The organism is Paraburkholderia aromaticivorans, assembly GCF_012689525.1.
In the GTDB taxonomy this organism is placed as follows: domain Bacteria; phylum Pseudomonadota; class Gammaproteobacteria; order Burkholderiales; family Burkholderiaceae; genus Paraburkholderia; species Paraburkholderia aromaticivorans_A.
The window spans coordinates 1,758,316-1,782,074 of record NZ_CP051515.1 but is presented as its reverse complement, the minus strand read 5'-3'; the positions used below and the strand labels follow the sequence as shown (position 1 = coordinate 1,782,074).

The following is a 23,759-nucleotide window of genomic DNA, read 5'->3' as shown; positions in this document are numbered from 1 at the left end:
GGGATGTCTTATTGAGCCGACAGGACGGTATTCCAGACAACCGACGCAACGGTATCTAAGGGTCGTCCACTAAACAGCTCGTCCAGACTTTCCAGCTTACTTATCGTCGACCATCAGTTCGTTTAATTCCGACGACTCTAACCCATTCATTGTCTCCATTTGCACCAGAGTCCATTGCGCGGCGGGTGCGCCAAAGCCGCTTCCGTAAGCTAACTCACCCGCCCTTCCGCGACTAGGTTCTACTGTGCTGGGTCAACCAACACCTTCATTTTCCGCCCGGCTCGTAGCTCCTCGAAACCTTCTGCGAGCACGTTCTCCAGCGCCACGGTTTCCACCCAACCCGTGGTCCTGTAGTGTCCGCGCTCCATCAGGTCGATCACGCTCTTGTAGTCCTTGCCTGTGTAGCAGAGCGTCCCCTGTATGCGCCGTTCACGCATAACGGTCTCAAGCAATGGCGTCAGCATCGGCTTGTCGTAGATCGCAACACTCACAAGAGTCCGGTGCTCGCCCAACGACTTCAACGCGGACGCGATTGCTGCCGGAACGCCAGCGGCGTCGTACGCCGCATCGACTCCTTCACCGTTGGTCCTATCCGCGATAAAGGCCGGCACGTCAATGCTCGTCGGATCGATAGTGCGCGCTCCTAGCCCTTCTATTGCTTTGCGACGGGTCACCGATGGCTCTACCACGTCGATCTCGGTTACGCCCATGCCGCGCAAAGCAAACCACAGACCTATGCCAATTGGACCCGCGCCGAAAATAAGCGTTCGACTCTGGTCGGTCACGTCCCCGAGGGTGGCTGCGTGGTAGGCGACCGCCATTGGTTCGACTAGTGCGCCCATTTCGACAGGAACGCTCTCGGGAAGCTTGTGAACCATGTGGCTCGGCACGACCGCATATTCCGCCATGCCACCATCGGACGAGAGTCCCTGGAAGCCGACACAGTTGCACACGTTGTAAAAGCCGGATCTACATGGCCTGCACATGCCACAGCGAATAACCGGCTCGATCGCAACGTTATCCCCTTCCTTGATGCCGGTCACGTCGGGCGCCACTTCCACGACAGTTCCGGAGAACTCATGCCCGATCACGATGGGCAAGGTCCTGCCAGTCAGTGGATGGGGCTCGGTCTTTGGAATCAGGACTGGACCGTCGTAGTATTCGTGGATGTCGGTGCCGCAAATGCCGTTTCGACTGACCTTGATCTTGACTTCGCCTTTCGATGGCGATGGCTCTGGAACATCGTCAATTGTGATTTGGCGATTGCCATAATAGACAGCAGCTTTCATAGTGAACGACTCCTGTTAAATACAGAATTCACGTCACACGTCATAGTGCAACGCTCTTTGCCCGCGGACCAGTGGGCAGCTACTAAGGTGGTGACCATTCTTTCTTTCCTTCCTTTCGACTAGCCTGAAACACGGCCTGCTGAAGGGGGAATGTCAACCCGGATGGGGAAACGGATGCGTCGGAAAATGCGAAACATTGCAGACGGTCAGGGTCAATCAGCAGCAAGCAATCCAATGACTTCGTTCTCGGTCGATACGGTCATAAAGAAAGGTTGGAACCCGCTCGACTCTTTTATCAGAGCCGCTGAGACGGTCTTTGCGTTCAAGTAGATAAGCCATTCACCGATTTCTTTTTGGAAAGACCGTAGAATTCGAAATAGACGACATAAATCAGCATGACGTAGTTAAGTAGATCGACCCAGGTGAGCGGGTCACCACCGAAGCCGGGTACAATTTCCGCTTCATGAAGTACCGAGACGGCAAACCATCGCGTATAGACTTCAAAGGAAATCAAACCAAGGCCCCAGCAGATCGATGCGCGTATTGCCCGATTCGTCAACATGCCGAACCGGTTCGGCCAATTGCCCGCAACGTTGGCCCAGAAGATCAGCCAGAAAGCAATCCACACACCTAACTGCGCGGGCCAGATTGGGAGCGTTGCACCGAGTTTTTCAATAGCGCTGGAAGGAATGAGAACCCATCTGAGCAGCGTGAGGTGTCCTACATAGAGTGCTGTCCCCAGTAGAAAATTGCCGACCAGTGCTGCGAGCGCCGTGTGGCTTTTCCGTTTCAGCATACTCCACGGCCAGTTGTCGAAAATGAGGTAGGTCGTTAGCCACGCGACGATAACGGAATAGAACCAGCCTATCGCCACTGGCAGGCTAAGCAGGGTCGCATGAGGCGCAGAAGTAGTAGTCAAGTTGGGGTAGATAAGCAAAAAATAACCTAGTCCCGTGAGGCAACAACCGCTGGCAAGTTGCGCAACACTGCCTGCTACAGGTCTCACCCCGCTATCGGACCACGGCCATCCCGACATGCCCGTAGCCAGTATGCCGAATCCATAAAAGCCGATCAGCACGATAAGGCCGGCCGCACCATACCCGCCACCGCCGACTGAAGTAAATGTCGGATCCAATGCGCCATAGCCATAGACGAGTACGCCCGGCAAGAGGAATGCCAGCCCAACCGTAACAAGTGTGGCGATGCAGCCCCGCGCAGGTTGTTTGAACGCGGAAAACCCGGCCATACCGAAGTTGAAACCGATGAAAACGAGCACCAGGATGCCCCAGAACAGGTACATGCCGAACGGCTGCGGGGAGTACCTCCAGATGGCCAGTTTTTCGTCAACAAACAGACGCCATACGCCGAGGCTTATGGCGTGCACAACCAGAAACACAGCAACTGAGAACGCGAAAGGCTGCAGTACTAATCCCGTAGGCGTAGTGGAGAGTTCCTCTTGCGCAGCAATGTTAGAGCTAGTGGGTTCCATGATCGGCATATCCAATACGATTAAAGCCCGATCGAATAGCGCGCTCGACCCACGACGGTCAATCGCGCGCTTGAAAATCGGACAAAAGAAGAGCGCAGCCGCGTCGGTCAACGTGGCGTTTTGGAGTGAACGGGCGTCGACCGGCGACTGGCCGATCCGGCCAGATACGGGGGCGCCAGCACGCTATCGGTAAACCAGTCCTCCGTCGATCAGCGGCGCCTGTCCGGTCATATAATCGGAATCGGGTCCGGCCAGGTAGGAAACCAATCCAGCAACGTCGTCTGGCGTTTCGGCGCGACCTAGCGCTATCCCCTCCACATATTTTTTGTATGTTTCGCCGACCGGCACACCTGTTATTTCAGCCATGCGTTTGTCTATCTCAACCCACATGTCTGTTCCGACCACACCTGGACAATAGGCATTGACCGTGATCCCGTCACTCGCCAACTCCCTGGCCGCCGCTTGCGTCAACGCCCGAACCGCGAACTTCGTTGCGCAATAAACGCCAAGCAGTGCGAACGCATCATGACCCGCGATCGAAGCCGCATTGATGATTTTTCCTTTCTTTTTAAGCGCCCTGAATTTCTTCGCAGCAGCCTGAATGCCCCACAGAACACCCTCGACGTTAACCTTCAAAATCCGCTCTACCTCAGCCGGCGTGACATCGAGAAGCGCTTGCACTTGAGCGATCCCCGCGTTATTCACCATGATGTCAAGGCTGCCTAGTTCATTCGCCGCATGTTCGACTGCTGCATAGATTTCGTCCCGCTTCGACACATCAGCCACGTAGGTGGTCACCCGTCGGCCGAGATCGCGAATCTCGGCCGCAACCACCTGCAATTTCTCTACATTGATGTCAACCAACGCAAGATCGGCACCGTCCCTCGCGAGCCGCACCGCAATGCCGCGGCCGATACCCTGCCCGGCGCCCGTGACGAGCGCCACCTTCGTATGAATAGTCATCGGATTTGTCCTTCGTAGAAGTTTGAATCGGCAGCCCTATCTCCCAGCTTCAACAAGAATGTGCTGCCGAACCGTCGCTTTCGCCATGTGCAGAACTCACTGCAGTTCCGCCATGCGTATCGCCTCATGAGAGCATTTTTATGCCAGATCTCTATCGACACTTTGACTTGCGCTCAGCGCCGAATGTCCGCGTTGCGTTACGACAGGTGATGAACTTCCTGCAGCCCGAACACGGGAGTCGGAATGCCTTCCATGCGCGCCTTCAGTTGCAGCGACAGATACTGCGAGTAGTGGCGCGACTGATGCAGATTGCCGCCGTGGAACCACAGCGCTTGCTGTTGCGTCGGCTTCCACATGTTGCGCTGCTCGCCTTCCCACGGTCCCGGGTCTTTCGTCGTAGCGGAGCCGAGGCCCCACACTTTGCCCACCTTGTCGGCGACTTCGCGAGAGATCAGATCGGCGGCCCAGCCGTTCATCGATCCATAACCCGTCGCATAGACAACGAGGTCCGCCGGCAACTCAGTGCCGTCCGACAGCAGCACCGAATGCGCTTTCAGCTCCACCACGTCGACGCAACTTTTCAACTTGATCTTGCCATCGGCGACAAGGTCGGCCGCGCCGACGTCGATGTAATAGCCCGAGCCGCGCCGCAAATACTTCAGGAAGAGACCCGAGCCGTCGTCGCCGAAATCGAGCATGAAACCCGCTCGTTCGAGCCGCGCGTAAAACTCGGCGTCGAGTTCGCGGATCTTCTCGTAGACCGGAATCTGGAACTCGTGAAGGATCTTGTACGGCAACGACGCGAAGGTCATGTCGGCTTTCCATGTCGTCATGCCCGAGGCGACCGCGCGCTCCGAATAAAGATCGCCGAGCGCATGCTCCATCAGCGATTCCGACTTCACGATATGCGTCGACGAGCGCTGCACCATGGTAACGTCCACGCCCGCTTCCCATAGCGCGCCACAGATGTCATGCGACGAATTGTTCGCGCCGATCACGACCACTTTCTTGCCGCGATACGCGTCCGGTCCCGGATGTTGCGACGAATGGTGCTGCTCGCCCCCGAACACGTCGCGGCCTTTGAACGCGGGAATATTCGGTTTGCCCGACATGCCGGTCGCGAGCACGAGTTGTTTGGGACGCAGCGTCAGCGTCTCGCCGCCACGCTCGACTTCCACGACCCATTCTTTCGCGGTGTGGTCGTAGCGCGCCGATTTGCAGGTGGTGGCGCTCCAGTAGTTCAGTTCCATCACCTTCGTGTACATCTCGAGCCAGTCGCCCACTTTGTCCTTCGGCGTGAAAACCGGCCAGTTGTCGGGGAACGGCAGATAAGGCATGTGGTCGTACCAGACCGGATCGTGCAGGCACAAGGTCTTGTAGCGCTTGCGCCATGCGTCACCCGGCTTGTCGTTCTTGTCGATGATGATGGTTGGCACGTTCAGTTGACGGAGCCGCGCACCGAGCGCGATGCCGCCCTGTCCGCCACCGACGATCAAACAATACGGCTGCTTCGTCACACCCAGCGTTTCGCTCTCATGCTCGCGCTGTTCCTTCCAGCTCGTTCGGTCGACGCGCGCGCCGTGCTCCGCGCCCATCGGCCGTTTGAAATTCTTCGGCTCTTCGTGGCCCTTCAGTTCGCTCATCACCGTGAGCAGCGTCCAGATCCGGCCGTTCTTCAGGCGGATGAAACCATTGCCGCGCGCAACGCCGGTTTCGAACGTGATCCACGCCTGCGCGAGCCCATCCGCTTCGGTTTCTGGCTCACCGGTCGCGACGCGGAAATTCGATGGGTCGGCGGTATCCAGTTGCGCCTCCAGCATCGCGGCGATCTGTTCACGGCCTTCCATGGTCTTGATGTTCCAGGTGAAACTCACGAGGTCGCGCCAGTAGCAGTCCGGCTGGAACAGTTCGACTACGGCGGGAATGTCCCGGTTCGCGAGCGCGGTGTTCAGGCGCTCGAGCACGCCTGCTACGACGGGGATGGATTTGGCTTCGGCCATGGTTACTCCTCCATTAGAACGGATGGTCAATACATTGCTAAAGGCGGGTTTCTCGCCCATTCTGGAACTGGAACCACAAAAGCCGCGTGAATCAGCGTCGGTGTGGAGGCACGATCTTGTGCTTTGCGATGCGCCGGTAGAGCGTCGCCCGCGACATGCCAAGCAGCTTCGCCGCTTCGATCGGGCGCCATTTGGCCGTCGTTAGCGCGTTGACGATACGTCGCCGTTCGGTCATATCGGCTTCGCATACAGGTGCTTGGGGTGCGCTAGCGGCGCCGGCCGGTACGCTATGCCGGCGCGGCGTGTGGAGCACCGGCGGCCGCACCCGTGCGAAAAGAGGCTCGCCACTGTGCGCGAGCCGCAGCGATATAAAGTCGTGCCCCATGCGGGCATCGAGAAGCCGTAAGGCGCGAATGTTGAAGAGTTCCGACACCTCGCACGGCAAGCGCTCGAGTCCAGGCACGCACTCCCTCGCCCGGCGGTTCGCGGCAACAGCCCGGCCGCGCTCGTCGAAGGCAATCAGGATCTCGGGCTGCGTTTCCACGTAGTGGCGGTTGCGGTGTGCCAGCATCACCCAGCGGTGCGTCGTGGCATGGAGAAAATAGCTGTTTTCGATCAGCACCGCGCTTTGTCGCACGATATGGTTGACGAGGCGCTGGCTCTCGCGTTCGTCCGGCGACCGTACCGCCGATGCATCCAGCACGCCAATCAGCTCGCCGGCGAGGCCGAAGATCGGCGAGGCGCTGCACGTCAGCGTAGTGAACGCGGCGCGAAAATGGTCGAACTTGTGCACCGTGATCGGTTCGCGGTCGAGCAGCACGGTCGCGACGCCGCAGGTGCCTTCCTCGCGCTCGGACCAACATGAACCCGAGTACAGTCCCGCCCGCTTGAACGCGTGGCGCCGGTCAGGGTCGACGCGATAGTCGATCGTCACGCCAGCCGCGTCGGTAAGCATCACGCAGTAGTCAGCTTCGCGCACCATCTCGTGCAACTGCGACAGGCACTGCCCTGATGCGCGCAACACCGGTTCCTCGCGTTGACGCACATCGCGAAGCTCCGACGTCGTGAGGATACGGGGCCCGACCGTGGCACCCGGATCGAGGTGATATTGTTCGAGCGACCGTCGGTACGATGACACGAGTCGGGGTGACGCACCGTCGCCCGGGCGGGGCGTACGCGCCTCGATCGCATTGCGCACGCGTTCGATATGTCGGGTCTGCGGAACATAGGGCATGGCGAGTCTCCGGCGGTCCGATGGCGTCGCGCACAACACGCACTGCGCGGCACACCGATACTTCGTTGGTTAAAGCGTTGTACCACGCGCGTTCGCCGAGATCACACCGCAATGCACCATCGACATCATTGAGACTTCCGTCTCAGTTGACAGGACCGTCTCGACCACACGACGACGCTCCGCCTCGGGCCTGCCGCGACTGGCGCCGGATGGCGCGCATGCCGAGCGTCGGGAGGGGTATAGCGCGACGCTACAATTCAGCGGTGACATAAAAAGAGGCCACCGTTGTCGGCAAATCAACGAAAAGAGGCCATAAAAAAGGCCTATTCGCGACGCAAACGCACGCACATGACCGATAGAATTTCGTCCTATAGCACGTTACGCAACGTCACGCGCCCGATACCTGTCGGATCGCTTTCTCACATCGGATTTCCGGTTAATTCAGCATGACACGGCTTGCACGGCACTACGTCCCAGAACAACCGCAGCACGTTATCTTGCAGGGGTTCACAGGGCCCGCCTTCCTGGACGAAGGAGACTGCCTGTACTTTCTCGCCTGCCTGGCAGACGCAGCGCGCGTCGCCGATCTGGCAGTCCACGCGTGGGTACTCATGCCTGACGCGGTACAGTTCCTCGTCACGCCCTCATACGAGTCGAGCGTGGCCATGGCGATGCAGGCGGTCGGCCGTCGTTACGTCGAGACCTTCAACCGCCGCCACGGACGCCGCGGTACGGTGTGGAGTGGCGGGTACTCGGCAACAGTGATTGAGCCCGACCCGTATTTCCTGCTCGCGAGCCAGGTCATCGATCATGCGCCGGTGCGCAACCGCCTTGTGGCAGAGCCGGGAAACTACCAGTGGTCTAGCTACACGCATCACATCGGGCTGCGTGTCGATAGCTTCATCAAGGATCATCCACTCTACCGGGCGCTCGGCAATACACCGTCCGAGCGTCAGCAGGCTTACCGCGATTTGGGCGCACAGCCCCTTGACGAACGCGATGTCAATAACCTGATGCAGTCGACGCTCAAGGGCTGGGTGCTCGGCAGCGCCGCGTATTGCGAGTGGGCGGCGCAGACAGCCAACCGGCGTTTGATGCCCCTGCTGCTGCGCGACCGGCTGCCCAAGGTCGGCCCGACACGCGCTCTCGCACACAGGGGCTAGTCAAGAGAAAAACATGCAAAGAAACCTTGCTTGTTTGAGAGTTGCTACGTCAGGTCAGAGCGTTTCAGTCCGCTCGACCGATGTCGCGAAATCACCCTTCCCATGGTTCTGGCGCAAATAGCCCGTACTGACGAACTGTTTTCTATAGATGGGATGTCTTATTGAGCCGACAGGACGGTATTCCAGACAACTGACGCAACGGTATCTTTGAGGCGCAACCCGCCAAGGCGGAATTGCTCTTTGCGAATGCGATGCATCGGCTCAGGTCGCGGCGTTCCTGAAGCGTTTGAAGCCAGGCATGACGTTTGTCCGGGATTTGACGTAGCGATGGTACTGTTCGATCAGGTTGTTCAGGTACTTCGAGGATCGAACCTTCGTATCCTCGGGCAGCAAGCCGTCGGTCTTCATTTCTCGCACAGCGCGATGCGAGGCCGCCACATCACCCTTCCCGATGCATTGAGCCTGTGGATATACGGCACCGTGACCGTTCATCGCAGCAGACAGGGCATTTCTCCCCTTGCAGCGCGCAAAATATCTTCCATTTCACAGCGTCATAACTAAGCCGTAGTTGATTCGAGGATACCCCCAACCGATCCGACCGTTCTTTTCCTGGGTTTGACGGAAACGGAAGAGAGGTATCTGCAACCTTTACGTACGAGCACGGCCTCAAATCTTCGGCTTTCCGCCAGTTCACGCAGTTTCCCGACCACCGTAGCCAGTCGAAGCCGTTTTCCGATTTCGCGCCCATCCCATCCGTGCGTGCTGATCGCAATCCGATACCAAACGGCACAAGACCGTGCAATCTTTCGCTCACTCCAATTCCGTATGCTCACTGTGCAGCGACTCGCTATCGCTGGCATACCAGCGCGAGACCGGACGTGAGCGTCGTCGTACATACCGTACGCGGGAACGTGAGTCGGGTCGCTGTGCCTTTAGATCGCTGCTCTCTTTTAACGTTGGAGAAATCGTATGGCCGATTACAAAACCACCACTCTCGTCGCCGGTGCATTCGTCGCCGCCCTTGCCGCAATGACGGCCACGCCTGCAAGTGCACAGGAGTTCACCGCGGCACAGAAGAAGATTCAGGCCGAGCACACGGCTCTCGTGAAGTCGGGCAAGGTCGAGCCCTGTTTCGGCACCGCTATGAAAGGGCAAAACGACTGCTATGCCGGCGCCGGCACGACCTGTGCGGGAACGAGCACGGCCGACTACCAGGGTAACGCATTCAAGCTGGTGCCCAAGGGAACCTGCACCGGCATCTCCACACCGAGCGGCCCCGGAAGCCTGTCTCCGAAGGCCTAAGATCGATCAGCGGCCGGGCACCGTCAAGTCCGGCCATGCAGTTCCAATCGCAACCACGGGCGACCATGTCAGAGCTACTGTCACAGCATGCCCAACGGAGCCTGCCTCAGCGAGCCGGCGTCGGGCTCAAAGCCGAGCACTATCGTACGATCCTTGAATCGCGACCGGACATCGGCTTCTTCGAGGTTCATGCTGAAAACTACATGGGTGCGGGCGGGCCGCCGCACCGCTTTTTGTCGGCTATACGCGGGCTCTATCCTCTATCCATTCATGGTGTCGGCCTGTCGATTGGAGCGGACCGCCCCCTCGATCGCGACCACCTCCAACGCCTGAAAGCACTCGTCGGTCGCTATGCGCCAGGGCAGGTTTCTGAGCACCTTGCCTGGTCCAGTCACGACTGCGGTTTTCTCAACGACCTGCTGCCGGTTCCGTACACCGCACAGAGTCTCGCATGCGTCGTCGATCATATCGACCAGATGCAGGAAGTCCTCGGACGGCAGATCTTGCTGGAAAACCCGTCGACCTACCTGGCCTTCGAGGAAAGCACCTACGCGGAAACCGACTTCATTGCTGCCGTGGCGCGGCGCACGGGCTGTGGTCTTTTACTCGACGTCAACAACGTGTACGTCGCGTCGGTCAATCGGCAGATCAATCCATTTTCCTATATCGACGCGTATCCACTTGCGGCCGTGCAGCAGATTCATCTCGCCGGACACGCAGAGGAAGCAGACGAAAAAAGTCGCCTGCTTCTCATCGATACTCACGACCGTCAAGTCGCGAACGTCGTATGGGACCTCTTTGCACGGGCGATCGAACAGACTGGTCCAATTCCCGCATTGATCGAGTGGGACTCGAACCTACCCGACTGGCCGACGCTCAAAGCAGAAGCTGAACGGGCTGACACTATTATTCAGGCAGCCACGCAAGCGGCTAGTGTCGGGCATGTAGCCAGCCGGCCGCAGTTCACCGCCGCACAGCACCAACTGACAGAGGCACACACACAATGATCAAGCGGCAAGTTCTTGTCTATTACGCGTGGAGTCGCCCTGATGAGAACGGCGCCCCGCTCCACGTGATCGAAGATCGATTTCCGGCGCTCTTTGAAAGCCGCAGGATGGGTTTCCCGAGATTCCATGAACTCTCAAACCCGCGTGAGTTCGATCAAAGCATTGCTGGTTTCCTCGACCACATCATGAAGCGCAACTTCACCGCCTTCGTCGATCTGGCGGCAGCGCTGACTGGCCAGAGCGTCACAGAGATCGAGCGTGTCACGGACGACGGGACGCTCATGCCGCTGGATGCTCGACTTCTGAACGAAGTCGACACGCTGATCGTCATCAGTTTCGACTCGCTCAGGACGGCGCAAACAGCGGGAAGCGCGGAAATCGAAGCGCTACGCGCGTTCCTCGCACATTCCGACCATCTCGCCTTCATCTGCCCGCACCATGATATCGGCGATGTAACCGATCTCCCGGAAAACGAGCAGTTGCAACGTCAGATTGTAGAATTCGAACATCACGGCGACAAGACGATTCCGCCTCGTCAACGGTTCGGAGGCTTCGCACGTTCGCTCCTCGCGGGCCTCGGCGTGCCGGTGGAAAACCGCTTCGGACTCAGGCCGGGCGCTGAAGCAAACGGATCTCCAACACCGATCGAAGCCGACATCTCGCTCGATCGGTTAGGCCTGCTGCAGAAAGTCAGCACGTTCAATCTGCATCCGCATCTGCCGCAACTCGAGCGGTTCGGCGAAGCGGTCGACAAACTCGACGTTCTTGCCCGTCAACGAATCGAACCCACTGCCCCGCTGCATCCCTTCGCACTTGCCCACGCAACATTCGATGCTCTCCTGCAGTCTCGACTGGACACGTTTGCCGGCACCTTGCTCGTTAGCGACGCCACGCTCTGGAGTTCGACTGCCGGCGGCGTCGAAAGTCTTCGCGAGCTGTGGACGAATGTCGTTCAACGCCCGCCCCGAACGTGAGAGCGCAATGGCACGCGAAGCATCATCTCAAGTATCCGCCGGACAGTTGAGTAGCAGAACCGGCCGCACCGACCCGAATCCGGATTGCCTGTGCGAACGCCAGAGGCGCTTCGCTACGGCGCTGCTGGATCCCGGTAAGCGCGTCCCTCCAGGCCTCGTCGGCCCCGATCGGCGGCCCAGTGAAAGACGCTTCAACGTATATCGGAATAATGTCGTGGCTGGCCTCGTCGACGCATTGAAAGCGGCCTTTCCTGCTGTGCGTCGCATCGTAGGCGCTGAGTTCTTCGCGGCGATGGCCCGCGTCTACGTCGCGCTCGAGCCGCCACGGTCTCCGGTCATGCTTGAGTACGGCGCAACGTTCCCGGGTTTCGTCGAAACCTTCGAGCCCGCGAATAGCGTGCCGTATCTGGCCGATGTCGCCCGACTTGAGCGCGCGTGGGCCGAGGCGTATCACGCCGTCGAGGCGCCGCCGGCCGATCCCGCTCAGCTTGCCGCGATTGATTCCCGGAGCCTTCCTCAGATCGTGTTGACGCTGCACCCTTCCACCCGCGTGGTACGGTCGCCTTATCCCGCCGTCCAGATATGGCGGATGAACATTGACGACGGCGTGCCCAGTGCGCTCGACATCTTTAGCGGCGGCGAAAATGCTCTTGTGATACGCCCTTTTGCGGAGGTCGAGGTTCGCCGAATACCTGCTGGCGCGGCGACTTTTATCCTGAGCCTCGCGGCCAAAGCGTCGATGGCCGATGCGGCCACGCTCGCATTCGACGAAGATTTAAATTTCGACCTGGCCGGCACGCTTCGAGATCTATTCGCGGTCAGTGCGATTGTCGGATGGAACATGCGAGACGATTCCCAGTGCAGCCAGATTGCGAGGTCTGCATGAGTCAGGTTAGCGCGCGCACGAAAGGCCGTCTGGAACTGCGGATTCGCCACGCTTTGGCGCTAATCCAGTCGCTCGGCTGGTTGCTCGCTCCGCCAATGCTGCGGATTGCTCTTGCACTTCCCTTCTTCCGCTCTGGTCTTACTCGATGGGACGGCTTTCTGTCCATTTCACCGGCAACGCTGTTTCTGTTCGAGAATCAATTCAAAGTCCACGTCTTCGGCGGCGCCTACAATTTTCCGGCGCCTGACATTGTCGCTTTCATCGTAGCCGTAGCGGAAATCACGCTCCCTGTTTTTCTCGTGCTGGGACTTGCGACCCGGTTCGCGGCTCTCGCTCTGCTGCTCATGACCGCGGTGATCCAATTGGTGTTTCCCGACGGCTGGGCAAATTTCCACCTCTATTGGGCTTCGCTTGCCGTTGCGATCATGGCGCTGGGTGCGGGACCTCTGTCGCTCGATCGCTTGATAAGCCACCGGCTAGTGTTCCGTTCCGCTGATTCGCGAACAAAGTCTGTGTAGTTTTTCGAGGATGGAATCAGCGGAAGCAGTCCACATGAATGGCTTGCAGTTTTCGTTGTAGTGGGAAACGAACTGATCGATACGCTTGATCAGTTGTTTGACCGAGCCAAACGAGCCCCTGCGGATGGCCTTGTCGGTGATCAGCGCAAAGAAGCGTTCGACCTGGTTAAGCCACGAACTGTAGGTAGGAATGAAATGCATGTGCCAGCGGGGCTTTGCTGCGAGCCACGCCTTGACTTTGGGATGCTTGTGACTGCCATAGTTGTCCACGATGCAGTGCACGTCGAGTTCAGCCGGTACGGCCTTGTCGATTTCGCGCAGAAACGACAGGAACTCCTGATGCCGATGACGCGGCTTGCAGGTCGCGAGCACTGCGCCGTTGAGTACGTTCAGGGCGGCGAACAGCGTGGTGGTGCCATGACGAACGTAGTCGTGGGTAACGCCTTCGACGTAGCCGAAACCCATCGGCAGCATGGGTTGCGTGCGTTCGAGCGCCTGACACTGGCTCTTCTCGTCCACGCACAGGACCAATGCATTCTCGGGCGGGCTCAGGTACAGGCCAACCACGTCGCGCAGTTTCTCGATGAAGAATTGATCGGTCGAGAGCTTGAAGCTTTCGCTGCGATGCGGTTGCAGGCCCAGCAGCTTGAAGTACCGGTGCACACTCGTGGGCGAGATAGCCGTTTCGGCGGCGATCGTGCGCACGCTCCAGTGCGTGGAGCCATCCGCTGGCTTGGTGTGCAGGGTCTTGTGAATCAGCTGCGCCAGCCGCTCATCGTCAATCGTGCGCGGCTTGCCGGGACGTACTTCGTCATACAGCCCGTTGATGCGATGCTCCAGGAACCGGAGACGCCACTTGCCCACCGTGGCACGCGTGAGCTGAAGACGCTGGGCAATGGCGCTGTTGGGTTCCCCGACAGCAGCAGCCAGCACGATGCGCGCACGCGTCACCAGCGCCGCCGAAATCGAGCGCGAACGCGCTATCGAAGTCAGTTGCGAGTGCTCATCTTCACTCAACACCAGTTCGGCCTTCGGTCGTCCCATGGGCATGCTGGCATCTCCCGTTCCGTTGATACCAGCATGCTACGTGAACATAGATTAGTTAACAACAGAACGGCACACTAGATCGGCGAGAAATATGAAGACAACGCCGATTCCAGATCGTTGTTCGTATTCGGTATTTTCGCAAAGAGAAGCAATGGACAATCCCGAAAGCCATCCAGAAGCAAACTGCCTTGCGGCGACAGTCAGTCCCGCGGTCCTTTTATCGCACGTCGCCGACCATGCTCCCGCGCGAAGGCGGCCGGTGTGCAACCCACGTGCCGGTGAAAACGACGGGTAAAGTGACTCTGATCCGCAAAGCCCGTCATGAGCGCGACTTCCGAAAGTGGAATCGCCGTTTCCATGATCAGCGATTGAGCACGACGAATCCGGCATTGCTCGACAAAGCCGATCGCTGTCATACCGGTGCTTCGCTTGAACAGACGGGTAAAGTGGAAACGGCTCACGTTCACGATAGCGGCAAGCTCGACGAGTCCTATCGGTCTATCCAGATTGTCTTCGATGTATGCGGTAACACGAGCTACCTCGAGGCGGCTTAGCGCCGGCAGTACGCGTGGCACGACGGGCTCGAACAGGTTGTAGCTCCTCAGCAGATGCGCTGCGAGCGCGAACGACACCTGATCGACAACGAGAGTCTGCGCGGGGTGAGGCGCGCGATCGAGCTCCCCGATGAGAATCTGCGCTACGTGCTCGATGACGGAATCTCGCGTCTCGAACACATTGCGGATCTCGATCTGCGACGTGCTGTGGCGCCCTATTTCCTCGCCCGCGGTGGCAATCAGCGTTGTTGGAATGCGCAACCTCGCCGTCGCCGATGCACACCCTTCCCAGAGCGAGTCATACCCTGCCGGCATGAGCATTGAAACGCCTGCTGAGATAAGGCTTTCGTGGACAGTCCCTTCTCGCCCCTGTACAAGTCGCGCGCTCCCGGAGGGGCAATAGCAGATAAGGTGATGATCGAGAGCAGGATACCGCTCCGATATATTGGGGAGAGCAGCATACATGTCAACGGTGACCCCTGGCCAGTCGCGCTCACGCGTTGTCGCAGTGGGACGATGCGATAAGACATGCACGATCTCATCGATAGTGACAGGCTTATCCGCGGATTGATGAATCGTCGACATGTCGCAGTGCCAGATCAGCTTGCTGCCGGAAAGCTCGAATCAGCGCCAGGCGCCGCTGTATCGATTGCGATAGAAAATGGAACCGCCAACCCGACTCCGCCAACAACGTTCCGCTCATGCGGTGTGCTGGCTTTGCGATCGAAGTGGCAGCCCAGTGCGCAGATCCTAACACGAAAATATTTCTGATTTCTGGCGCAGCGAGGTGTCTGGCTCAACGATAAAGCTAGACACTTTCCGTGCAACAGAAAGGCTGCCGCTTTGCTCGTCAAGCATCAACCAAAGTGAGCACGAGTGTTCAATCCGGCTCGCCCTTGTCCTGATAGTCTCGACCCATCTCTCCATGTCGTGGCCAGATACGAATGGCCGCGAGGGCGAATGCCAATCCCGCTCACTTCCTCGTTAGTAGTAGTCCAGGGCACAAGGCTGATGAACCATTACGACGTCATCGTCATCGGGTGCGGCGCGAGCGGTTACAACACCGCCATCCGGGCAGCCCAGCTCGGCTTTGCCGTTGTCTGTGTCGAACGAGCGTCGAATGTCGGCGGGGCTGGTATTCGAACTGGCTGCATTCCGTCCCGCCTGTTGCTCTGCACGTCTGAACTATATGACCTTGCCAGCAGGGGGAAGAACGCCGCACTAGGAATCGACGGCGTCCCGACGCTCAACCTCGCGCGGATGATGGCTTATAAAACAGCGACCGTTGAAAAGCTGTCGAAAAGTGTTCACGGGCTGCTGCGCAAGCAGGGCGTAACGCTCATCTATGGAGACGCGATACTTGCCGGCTCGGGACAAGTTATCGTCAGGAAAGCGGGCGGCGCGCAGCAAACCCTGTCCGGAACTACGGTCGTCATTGCCGCGGGCTCAGAACCAATTCCGCTCCCGTTTGCCGCTTTCGATCACAAGCGGATTCTCGACTCGGCTGATGCGTTGTCACTCGATCGCGTACCGCGGCATCTGGCGATCATAGGCGCAGGTTCTATAGGCGTCGAGATCGGCTCGATCTGGCGCCGCCTCGGTTCGCGCATCACCCTCATCGAGCGGCGCGATCGCATATGCCACTGGCTCGATCGCGTTGTGACGGCCACCCTGGAGCGCTCGCTAAAGCGACGAGGTATTGAGATCAGGTTGTCGAGCGACGTTATTGGTCTCGACAAACACTCCGACAGCGTTATCGTTCGACTCCGCAGCGCGCAATCCGCCGAGAGCACCACCGTCGACGCTGAAATGGTCCTCGTCGCTATCGGCCGCCGGCCATCCACGGTCGGACTGAATTTCGCGAGCGTCGGCATTCAGCCAGGCCCGGAAGGCGCATTGCCTCAGCAGGGGCTAGTGACGAATGGCACGGGAATATGGGTGGTTGGCGATGCGGCAAGCGGCCCGCAGTTGATGTCAAAAGCCGAAGAAGAGGCAATAGCCTGTGCCGAACGGATCGCCGGTCTTCCTGGATTCGTCAACTACTCGTCGATTCCCTACGTCCTGTACACGAGCCCAGAAGTCGCCATGATCGGGAAAACCGAAGACGAACTTCAGGAGGCCAGAGCAGCTTATAGAGTCGGCTATTATCCGCTCGCCGCCAGTGCCCGTGCCGCCATCTGCAACACTTCCGAAGGGTTTGTGAAACTGCTGGTCGATTCTCGTACGAATCTCATCGCCGGAGCGCATCTCATAGGGCCGGGGGCAGGCGATCTGATTTCACAAGTGGCCATTGCGATGGAGGCCTCCATGATTTGCGAGGACTTTGCGCGAATCTGTCACCCCTATCCGGTCTGGTCGGAGGCACTGCGTCAGGCGGCAATGGCCGCAGGTGGATGGATGATGCACGCATAGCGCAGGATTCGCCGTACGTCCCTGCTTGCGCGCATCTGCATAACGATAGTGCTCGATATTATTTGTGTCATGGCGAGAGACTCTCTAGCATCTCTCGATCTTCATTTTGATCACATCGGAACACATGAAAACAACCGCGACGTTCAAAGGCGCATTGCTGTCCCTTCTTCTGACTTGCGGCATCGTGAGCGCACAGTCGGCGCTGGCAGCCGATCAAACGGTGCGTGTCGGCATCATGTCCGGCGAGGACGAGGATGTATGGCGCGCAGTCGCGGTCAACGCGGCCAAACATGGCCTCACCATCAAGGTCACGACGTTCTCCGACTACACGCAGCCGAACGAAGCGCTCGCGCAACACGACCTCGACGCCAATTCGTTCCAGCACAAACCTTATCTCGACGCGCAGATCGCGGCGCGCCACTATGAGATCGTTCCGGTCGGCTACACCTACGTGCAACCGATCGGCCTTTACTCGCGCAAGGTGAAATCAGTCGCCGCGCTCCCGCAGAACGCGACGATCGGCGTGCCGAACGATCCGAGCAACGAAGGCCGCGCGCTGCTGCTTCTGCAAGCGAATGGGCTCTTCAAGCTGCGTCCTGACGTTGGCCTGTTGCCGACCGCTCGCGATATCGCAGACAATCCGAAGCACGTTCAGATCAAGGAGCTCGACGCGGGCATCGTCGGTCGCGCGATCGGCGATCTGGACGCGGCCGTGGTCAATACCGACTGGGCGATCAAGGCCGGCATCAAGATCCCGCAGGAGCGTATCGCGCAGGAGAAGGTGCCGGGCAATCCGTATCGCAACTTCATCGCGGTCAACGCGAAAGATGGGAAGGCGCCTTGGGTCAAGGCGCTGGTGGACAGCTATCAGCAGACTAACGTCGCGACCACGATTCTGACCGTCTATCACGGTGCGACGCTGCCGGCATGGGAAGGTGCGCCGCAACATTAAGGCGCACCCAATGTTAATGCGCGCCGCGGGCTGAGCAGCACGCGGCGCGCTTCAGCGCAGCCCGTGACAACCTCAGCGGCGCACGAGCATGGCGAGCGAACGATGCGCATCGAGCTGCCTGTCGTAGCCGGCAAGCGCACCGTCGACGCGGCGTAGCAAAGGCGGCGTGGCAACGGTGGTTGCCTCGGACAGCGCCGTCGAACCGGACACCGGTGTGGCGCCGGTCAAACAGTAGCCAACGTCGCGCCGCGCGTTGATGCAGGTGCGCACCTTACCGGCATCGATCAGCGTGGCGAGCGCGGCTTCGACGGCCTTTTCCGACACGCCGAACAGGCGGGCGAAAGTCACTGTCGTGTAGACGCGGTTGTGTCGCATTTTCAGCATCAAACTATCGATTAACGGATCCATGCTCATAAAGGTCGGCCACTACGGGTTTGAAATGAACGCCGCGCGCTGAACCTGCGCGCAGCCTGAGTGGAAGCATGGCAGGGTTCGCAAAAATTTGGAAAGACCGAGTTCCGATATGGTTATGAAACGCGACACGTCGCCACATGAGTGTCAGTCGGCCCACATGCTCTCGCGTGAGTGCATCGAGCGCGCCAGGCGGCTCATCCATCAGCAGGATTGACGGATCTGCCGCGAGTGCCCGTGCAAGTCCGACGCGCTGGCGCAAACCGCTGGAAATCTCATCACGGTTACTCATCGCCCGGGTTTCATTACGCAAGCGTCATCCGCCTACGCTGCTCAATATGGCTTGTCGCCGAGAACAGTGGCGCGGTGCATGACACGCCGAGCTGGGTGGTAGTCGTCCACCGCGTAGTGGCTGGTCGAGCGGTTGTCCCAGAAGGCCACGTCACCCAACGCCCACCGCCAACGCACGCTGAATTCCGGGCGCGACTGGTGTGCGAACAGAAAGTTGAGTAACGCCTTGCCTTCTTCTTCGGGCAAGTTGTCAATCTCAGTGGTAAAGCCTTCGTTGACAAAGAGACCCTTGCGGCCGCTTTCCGGATGGGTGCGGACCACCGGATGACTCAACGGCGGGTTCTTGAGCCGTGTCTCATTCCAGCGCTGTCTGTCTGCTTCGGTCAGGCCGAAACGCTTGAGCGGAAAGCTCCTGGTGAAATCGTGCGTTGCCGTCAGTCCTTCCAGCAAGGTCTTCAGCCTGTCGGATAGCGCGTCATACGCAGCAAAGCTGCTCGCCCACAGTGTGTCGCCACCGGTTTCCGGCAGCTGCCGCGCGGCGAGTACGGCGCCAAGCGGCGGGGTCTCGGTGAACGTGACGTCGGTGTGCCAGATGGCGTTGTCTTTGAGGTCGAGAGCCTCGGTATCCAGCACCATGATCTCGCGCGCCTCGGGATGCTGCGGATAGATGGGATGGGTGTGCAGATTGCCGAACTGTGCAGCGAAATCGCGCTGTTGTAGTGGACTGATAGTCTGGTTGCGAAAAAATAATACCTGATGGCGCGTCAACGCCTCGCGGATTTGGTCCCGCACGTCCTTATCGATAGGCTGGGCCAGATCGATACCCTCCACCAGCGCACCGAGCGCCGGCGTAAGACGGGTGAAATTCAAACTCACTCCACACTCCTTGAAAGCTTGATTCTGCCGGTGACGCACACGCGCCAGCTCGTGCTGTCGTCCCGGGTAGCGATCCGGACCGGCACTTCGGCTGGGGAACTCAGGCGCCAGATTCTCCGCAGAAATCGACCCAAAACCAACGAACAAGAAATCATTTACTTATGGATTTCAGTTGATGACTTCATTTGCCAGTACGCGGGACAGCGAATGTCACGATCTCGTCGACCCTCTATGCATTCGCGAATAAGTGATTTGACTTCATCACCTGTGACCACCAAGAATAGGGCTCATGTTGCGACGCATCACGTTCGCGCCATGTGTTCGAAGTCGCCACCACTGCCGTCTACCCAAGAGGATCGAGATGACCCAGTTTTCTCAGGAACAATTCGCCGCAGCCCAAAAGAAACATGTAGATACATTCTTCAGCCTGACAGGCAAATTTGTCGAGGGCGTCGAAAAGCTGAGCCTGCTGAACCTGCAGGCCGCGAAGTCGATATTTGCTGAAACTCAGGAGACCGCGCAAAAGGCACTGGCGGAGAAAGAACTGCCGGAACTCTTCCAACTTCACAACGCCCTCCTACAGCCTGCCGCTGAAAAGGGCAATGCGTACAGCCGGCAGGTGTACGAGATTCTGACGGACACTCATCAGGAGTTCGTCAAGCTCGCCGAAGCGCAATTTGTCGAGTACAGCCAGAACGCTCAGGCCTTTGTCGACAGCGTCACAAAGAACGCACCGGCTGGTTCGGAATCGGCAGTCGCCCTGCTTAAGTCAACGATCACCGCCGCCCATACCGCTTACGACACCGTGAACAAGGCAACCCGACAGGCCGCCGAGATTGCGGAGAACAATTTCAATGCAGTGACTATCGCTTCGTCGAAAGCCGTCAAGGAAAGCGCTGCACACACGGCGCGAGCCGCTAAGGCCGCCTGATACACGAGACCATGCCCCAGTCGCGGGGCGCCGCACGGGCCCGCGACTGGGGCCCGTCGCCGCCCGCGAGTTACAGCGGCTTGATGTCGGCAGCCTGCTTGCCTTTAGGCCCCTGCTTGACCTCGAAACTCACCTTCTGATTTTCCTGCAGCGACTTGAAACCTTCCGTACGCACTTCGGAGAAGTGTGCGAATAGATCGTCGCCGCCGTCATCGGGCTTGATGAAGCCAAATCCTTTTGCGTCGTTGAACCACTTGACCGTACCTGTTGCCATGAGCATTCCTGACTGAGTGTTGGGCTGGACCGCGGCGAAGGCGTTTCGCGCGTGACGCGCTCCGTTGCTGCCGGGTCCAGGTTGCGTCACGAGATGTTGCATCCGTGCGGCGCAATATAAACAATACGGCATGCGTGAAGCACTCGAAACGAATCTATTCTTCGATGTTTATCACGCGCGCGAACCCTACCGTTTTGCACCAGTCAACCCAGGCCTACACGAGGTAATAGAGATCCGCCGGGCGTTGCTCGGCCTGCAAGCGTCCCGCGCAGTGAGGACAGGTGTTGCTCGCGCCCAGTTGTGCGTAGGCGTAACGGACAGCGCGTACCGTCGCCGACCACGTTTCATCTTCTTCCGGGAAAAACCGGTCTGCCGGATACCAGCTGGTAAAACGCAGATTGCCGAGCACCTGGCGCAATGCCGGCCGAAGTCCGGCGAGCAGTACGACGAGTCCGTCCCGTTGTGCGTCGCGCAGAAAATGTTCGAGGCGTTCGATGCACACGACATCGGGATTCCTCACGCGCTTGAAGCGCAGCACGAGATAGCGGACGCCCTGTTGCTGCGCACGCGCCTTGATCGTTTCGAAATGACGATCGAGTTCCGGGGCTGCGCCAAAGAAAAACTCGCCTTCAAAATCCCAGACCGCGACGGCGGCGCATGACGGATCGGACGGCAAACGCTCTCTCACGACACCCTCCGGACTCACGACCAGTTCGGTGGCCTTCAACTTCGCCGCGCGCGGAACAAACAGGAGGATAGACAGTGCGACACCGACCAGGATCGCGAATTCGACGCCGATCAACAACGCGGCGAGCGTCGTCAATACGATCAGGCCGGCATCATATTTCGAGGCCCGGAATGTGTAGCGCAGGCGCTCGACATCGATCAGGCGCACGGCGGTCACCAGCAATAGCCCCGCGAGCGCCGCCTTTGGGATATAACGCGTGAGTGGCGCAAGCACCAGCACCGCCAGCGCGACAGCAACAGCGGTCACCACGCCTGAGAATCGCGTGGCAGCCCCAGCTTGATAATTGATTGCGGAGCGCGACAGAGAACCCGAGCCCGGCAGGCAGCGAAAAAAACCGCCCGCCAGGTTGGCGACGCCTTCTGCGAGACATTGCCGGTTGTAATCGAGCGGCTGATGCGTGTGATGCGCAATCGACTTCGCGATAGAGAGCGCCTCCAGCAAGCCGAGAAACGCAATCGCGACCGCGCTCGACGACAATTGACCGATCCAGTTCCAGTGAATCTCCGGTATATGAGGCGACGGCAACCCCGCTTTCAACGCACCGATGACAGCAACCGCCGTATGACCGCCCTCTTCTGGCTGCGACCAGCCGAATGCGTATGCGCTCCCTGCAACGATCAGCAGAACGACGAACATATCGATTTGCGGCAGCCGGTAACGCCGAACTGCGCGGCGCAACGCCACCGCCAGGATAACTGAAGCCGCGCTGAGCGCCACGGCTTTCAGGTTGACGGGATCGCCCTGCGTAAGCGTCAACCAGAGCCGGTACAGTACATGCTGGTGACCGGTGCCCTTCTCGCGCACGCCCAGCGCATTACCGATCTGGCCGATCGCCAGCAGTACCGCGGCCCCCGCCATGAAGCCGAGGATGACCGACTCCGAAATGTAGCGTGTCAGATCACCCAATCTGAAGACGGCGATGCCGATCTGGACAATGCCAACCATCACGCCGAGCAGAAACATCGCCTCGTAGACATCGGCCGTGGCATTCGGATCGAGAAAGGCGAGCGCGCTGAACACGACGAGGGAAATCGCGCTGGTCGGCCCGTTGATCAAATGCGACGACGAGCCCAGCAACGACGCTATCAGCGTCACCACCACCGCCGAATACAATCCGAAGCGGGGATCGACGCCCGCGATCAGCGCGTATGCCATGCCTTGCGGCAGCGAAATGGCGGCAACCGTCAGACCTGCAAGCAGATCTCGCTTACCTTTGCTCCAGTCGTAGGAGAAGTTACGTGGCAGCGCCATGAAGTCACCCTTTGTCTCTTGCGCTCTGGCTGGACGAATTCGCCGCGCCGTCAGTTGGCTTCAGCACTGTGTCGATAATGCCGTTCTCGTCGAAGAAGCGATGGTTCGCGTCATCCCAGTCGCGGGCGATCGCCGTCACCGGGAAAAGCTTGAGCGGCGGCAGGCGCGCGGCGAAGCGTTGCGCAATGTTCGCGTTGAAAGGCCGGTAGCCCGCCTGCGCGATGGTCTGCTGAGCCGCGTCGCTAAACAGGAATTTCAGGTACGCTCGCGCTTCGCGTTCGCTGTGATGGCGCGCCACATTCGTGTCGACCCAAGCCACATAGGGCTCGGCAAGAATGCTGACCGGCGGGTAGACAATCTCGAGTTCGTCGCGTGCATCCGCGACCTCGCGCAGCGCTTCGTTTTCCCACGCGAGTTGCACGTCGCCGATCTTTTCGACGGTGAAACCGATCGCCGCCCCTCGCGCGCCGCTATCGAGCCGGACCGTATGCTGGTACAGCGCGTTGAGATAGTCGCGCGCTGCGCCTTCGTTGCCACCGCGTGTCGTCACCGCGCCCCACGCCGCGAGGGCGCTCAGTTTGCCGTTGCCGGAACTGCGTGGATCGGGCGTCACGACGTCCACACCTGGCACGATCAGGTCCGGCCAGTCGTGGATATGCCTGGGATTGCCCTTGCGCACCACGAATACGATGGTCGAGTAGTACGGCTGCGAGTGATTCGGCAGACGCTGAGCCCAGTTATCGGCGATCAAACCCTGCTTGCGCAACGCGTCGACATCCGAATAAAGCCCTAGCGTGACGACATCCGCTTGCTGCTCGCCCGCCACCACCGCGCGCGCCTGACGGGAGGACCCGCCGTGCGACTGTTTCACTTGCAGCCGGATTCCCGTTTCCTGCTGGTAGGCCGCAACAAACTGGGCGTTGAGCGCACGATACAACTCCCGGGTGGGGTCGTACGAAACGTTCAGGAGCTCATTGTTCGTAGTCCCCTGGACGTTTTTCACCGTGATCAGCGTCACGGCGATCACGACTCCCGCCACGGCGGCAAGGTTGAGCAAAGGCAGACGTTTCATTGTTTCTCCTGCGGCCCCGGCCATCCGGGTCCCTTGCAGCACTGAAACACTCCGGCAAAGGCGGTGTATTGCGTACCGTCATCCGGAAACGATTGTCTGCCCGGGATGGACTCGT

General features: G+C 59.2%; 21 protein-coding genes and 2 pseudogenes. 9 read left to right on the top strand and 14 right to left on the bottom strand.

Annotated elements, in window-relative coordinates; translation table 11 throughout:
• Window positions 1-239 precede the first annotated feature (239 nt).
• The 5 genes from HF916_RS19905 to HF916_RS19885 form a co-directional block, all read right to left on the bottom strand.
• Window positions 240-1,289: a 2,3-butanediol dehydrogenase gene (locus HF916_RS19905; protein ID WP_168790563.1), complete on the bottom strand. Its 1,050-nt coding sequence runs from the start codon at window positions 1,287-1,289 to the stop codon at window positions 240-242.
• Window positions 1,290-1,611: 322 nt separating this feature from the next.
• Window positions 1,612-2,778, bottom strand: coding sequence for a hypothetical protein (locus HF916_RS19900; protein WP_168790562.1), 1,167 nt, complete (start codon window positions 2,776-2,778; stop codon window positions 1,612-1,614).
• Window positions 2,779-2,961: 183 nt separating this feature from the next.
• A complete protein-coding gene (locus HF916_RS19895; RefSeq protein ID WP_168790561.1) occupies window positions 2,962-3,741 on the bottom strand; it encodes an acetoin reductase in 780 nt (259 codons plus the stop codon).
• Window positions 3,742-3,938: 197 nt separating this feature from the next.
• Window positions 3,939-5,741, bottom strand: coding sequence for an NAD(P)/FAD-dependent oxidoreductase (locus HF916_RS19890; RefSeq protein WP_168790560.1), 1,803 nt, complete (start codon window positions 5,739-5,741; stop codon window positions 3,939-3,941).
• 91 nt (window positions 5,742-5,832) lie between these two features.
• Window positions 5,833-6,975, bottom strand: a complete 1,143-nt coding sequence (locus tag HF916_RS19885) for a helix-turn-helix domain-containing protein (protein WP_168790559.1) — start codon at window positions 6,973-6,975, stop codon at window positions 5,833-5,835.
• A 446-nt stretch (window positions 6,976-7,421) separates the two neighbouring features.
• Here HF916_RS19885 and HF916_RS19880 point away from each other — a divergent pair, with 446 nt between their 5' ends.
• On the top strand, window positions 7,422-8,138 hold the full coding sequence (locus HF916_RS19880) for a transposase (protein WP_168790558.1): 717 nt from the start codon (window positions 7,422-7,424) through the stop codon (window positions 8,136-8,138).
• A gap of 158 nt (window positions 8,139-8,296) precedes the next feature.
• Here the strand turns inward: HF916_RS19880 and HF916_RS52075 are convergent.
• Window positions 8,297-8,573 (bottom strand): annotated as a pseudogene (locus HF916_RS52075) (DDE-type integrase/transposase/recombinase); the annotation flags it as partial.
• 534 nt (window positions 8,574-9,107) lie between these two features.
• Between HF916_RS52075 and HF916_RS19870 the strand changes: the two are divergent.
• The 5 genes from HF916_RS19870 (at window position 9,108) to HF916_RS19850 (ending at window position 12,825) form a co-directional block, all read left to right on the top strand.
• On the top strand, window positions 9,108-9,440 hold the full coding sequence (locus HF916_RS19870) for a BufA1 family periplasmic bufferin-type metallophore (RefSeq protein WP_168790557.1): 333 nt from the start codon (window positions 9,108-9,110) through the stop codon (window positions 9,438-9,440).
• A 65-nt stretch (window positions 9,441-9,505) separates the two neighbouring features.
• The gene (bufB, locus tag HF916_RS19865) at window positions 9,506-10,447 is read left to right on the top strand and encodes an MNIO family bufferin maturase (RefSeq protein WP_168790556.1); all 942 of its coding nucleotides are present in this window, start codon (window positions 9,506-9,508) and stop codon (window positions 10,445-10,447) included.
• 185 nt (window positions 10,448-10,632) lie between these two features.
• On the top strand, window positions 10,633-11,421 hold the full coding sequence (locus HF916_RS19860; protein ID WP_240975606.1) for a hypothetical protein: 789 nt from the start codon (window positions 10,633-10,635) through the stop codon (window positions 11,419-11,421).
• The gene (locus tag HF916_RS19855) at window positions 11,393-12,307 is read left to right on the top strand and encodes an HvfC/BufC N-terminal domain-containing protein (RefSeq protein ID WP_240975603.1); all 915 of its coding nucleotides are present in this window, start codon (window positions 11,393-11,395) and stop codon (window positions 12,305-12,307) included. Before HF916_RS19860 ends, HF916_RS19855 begins: the two co-directional genes overlap by 29 nt.
• Window positions 12,304-12,825 (top strand): DoxX family protein, encoded by a 522-nt coding sequence (locus HF916_RS19850; RefSeq protein ID WP_168790553.1) that lies wholly within the window; start codon window positions 12,304-12,306, stop codon window positions 12,823-12,825. The genes HF916_RS19855 and HF916_RS19850 overlap by 4 nt, the downstream gene beginning before the upstream one ends.
• Here HF916_RS19850 and HF916_RS19845 read toward each other — a convergent pair.
• Both HF916_RS19845 and HF916_RS19840 read right to left on the bottom strand, forming a co-directional pair.
• Window positions 12,784-13,875 carry an IS630 family transposase gene (locus tag HF916_RS19845; protein ID WP_168788681.1) on the bottom strand — a complete coding sequence of 364 codons (1,092 nt, stop codon included), beginning with the start codon at window positions 13,873-13,875 and terminating at the stop codon, window positions 12,784-12,786. The two genes, HF916_RS19850 and HF916_RS19845, sit on opposite strands and share 42 nt — an antisense overlap.
• Before the next feature lie 197 nt (window positions 13,876-14,072).
• Window positions 14,073-15,011: a helix-turn-helix domain-containing protein gene (locus HF916_RS19840; RefSeq protein ID WP_168790552.1), complete on the bottom strand. Its 939-nt coding sequence runs from the start codon at window positions 15,009-15,011 to the stop codon at window positions 14,073-14,075.
• Window positions 15,012-15,437: 426 nt separating this feature from the next.
• Between HF916_RS19840 and lpdA the strand changes: the two genes are divergently transcribed.
• The gene (lpdA, locus tag HF916_RS19835) at window positions 15,438-16,838 is read left to right on the top strand and encodes a dihydrolipoyl dehydrogenase (RefSeq protein ID WP_168790551.1); all 1,401 of its coding nucleotides are present in this window, start codon (window positions 15,438-15,440) and stop codon (window positions 16,836-16,838) included.
• Window positions 16,839-16,962: 124 nt separating this feature from the next.
• Complete coding sequence (locus HF916_RS19830; protein ID WP_168790550.1) at window positions 16,963-17,790, top strand: MetQ/NlpA family lipoprotein; 828 nt, start codon at window positions 16,963-16,965, stop codon at window positions 17,788-17,790.
• Window positions 17,791-17,862: 72 nt separating this feature from the next.
• On the opposite strand, the gene HF916_RS19825 is transcribed toward HF916_RS19830, so the two are convergent.
• The 3 genes and pseudogenes from HF916_RS19825 to tauD form a co-directional block, all read right to left on the bottom strand.
• Window positions 17,863-18,174 (bottom strand): hypothetical protein, encoded by a 312-nt coding sequence (locus HF916_RS19825; protein ID WP_240975601.1) that lies wholly within the window; start codon window positions 18,172-18,174, stop codon window positions 17,863-17,865.
• A gap of 160 nt (window positions 18,175-18,334) precedes the next feature.
• A pseudogene (locus tag HF916_RS50975) lies at window positions 18,335-18,481 on the bottom strand (ATP-binding cassette domain-containing protein); the annotation flags it as partial.
• Window positions 18,482-18,534: 53 nt separating this feature from the next.
• Entirely contained in the window at window positions 18,535-19,368 is an 834-nt protein-coding gene (gene tauD / locus HF916_RS19815) for a taurine dioxygenase (RefSeq protein WP_168790548.1), read from the bottom strand.
• 361 nt (window positions 19,369-19,729) lie between these two features.
• Between tauD and phaP the strand changes: the two genes are divergently transcribed.
• Window positions 19,730-20,299, top strand: a complete 570-nt coding sequence (phaP, locus tag HF916_RS19810) for a TIGR01841 family phasin (protein WP_168790547.1) — start codon at window positions 19,730-19,732, stop codon at window positions 20,297-20,299.
• Window positions 20,300-20,369: 70 nt separating this feature from the next.
• Here the strand turns inward: phaP and HF916_RS19805 are convergent, their stop codons facing one another.
• From HF916_RS19805 to HF916_RS19795, 3 genes are all read right to left on the bottom strand, one after another.
• Window positions 20,370-20,573 (bottom strand): cold-shock protein, encoded by a 204-nt coding sequence (locus tag HF916_RS19805; RefSeq protein WP_083083486.1) that lies wholly within the window; start codon window positions 20,571-20,573, stop codon window positions 20,370-20,372.
• A gap of 214 nt (window positions 20,574-20,787) precedes the next feature.
• Window positions 20,788-22,572 (bottom strand): SulP family inorganic anion transporter, encoded by a 1,785-nt coding sequence (locus HF916_RS19800; protein WP_168790546.1) that lies wholly within the window; start codon window positions 22,570-22,572, stop codon window positions 20,788-20,790.
• Window positions 22,573-22,576: 4 nt separating this feature from the next.
• The gene (locus HF916_RS19795) at window positions 22,577-23,644 is read right to left on the bottom strand and encodes a sulfate ABC transporter substrate-binding protein (protein WP_168790545.1); all 1,068 of its coding nucleotides are present in this window, start codon (window positions 23,642-23,644) and stop codon (window positions 22,577-22,579) included.
• Between the last annotated feature and the right edge of the window lie 115 nt (window positions 23,645-23,759).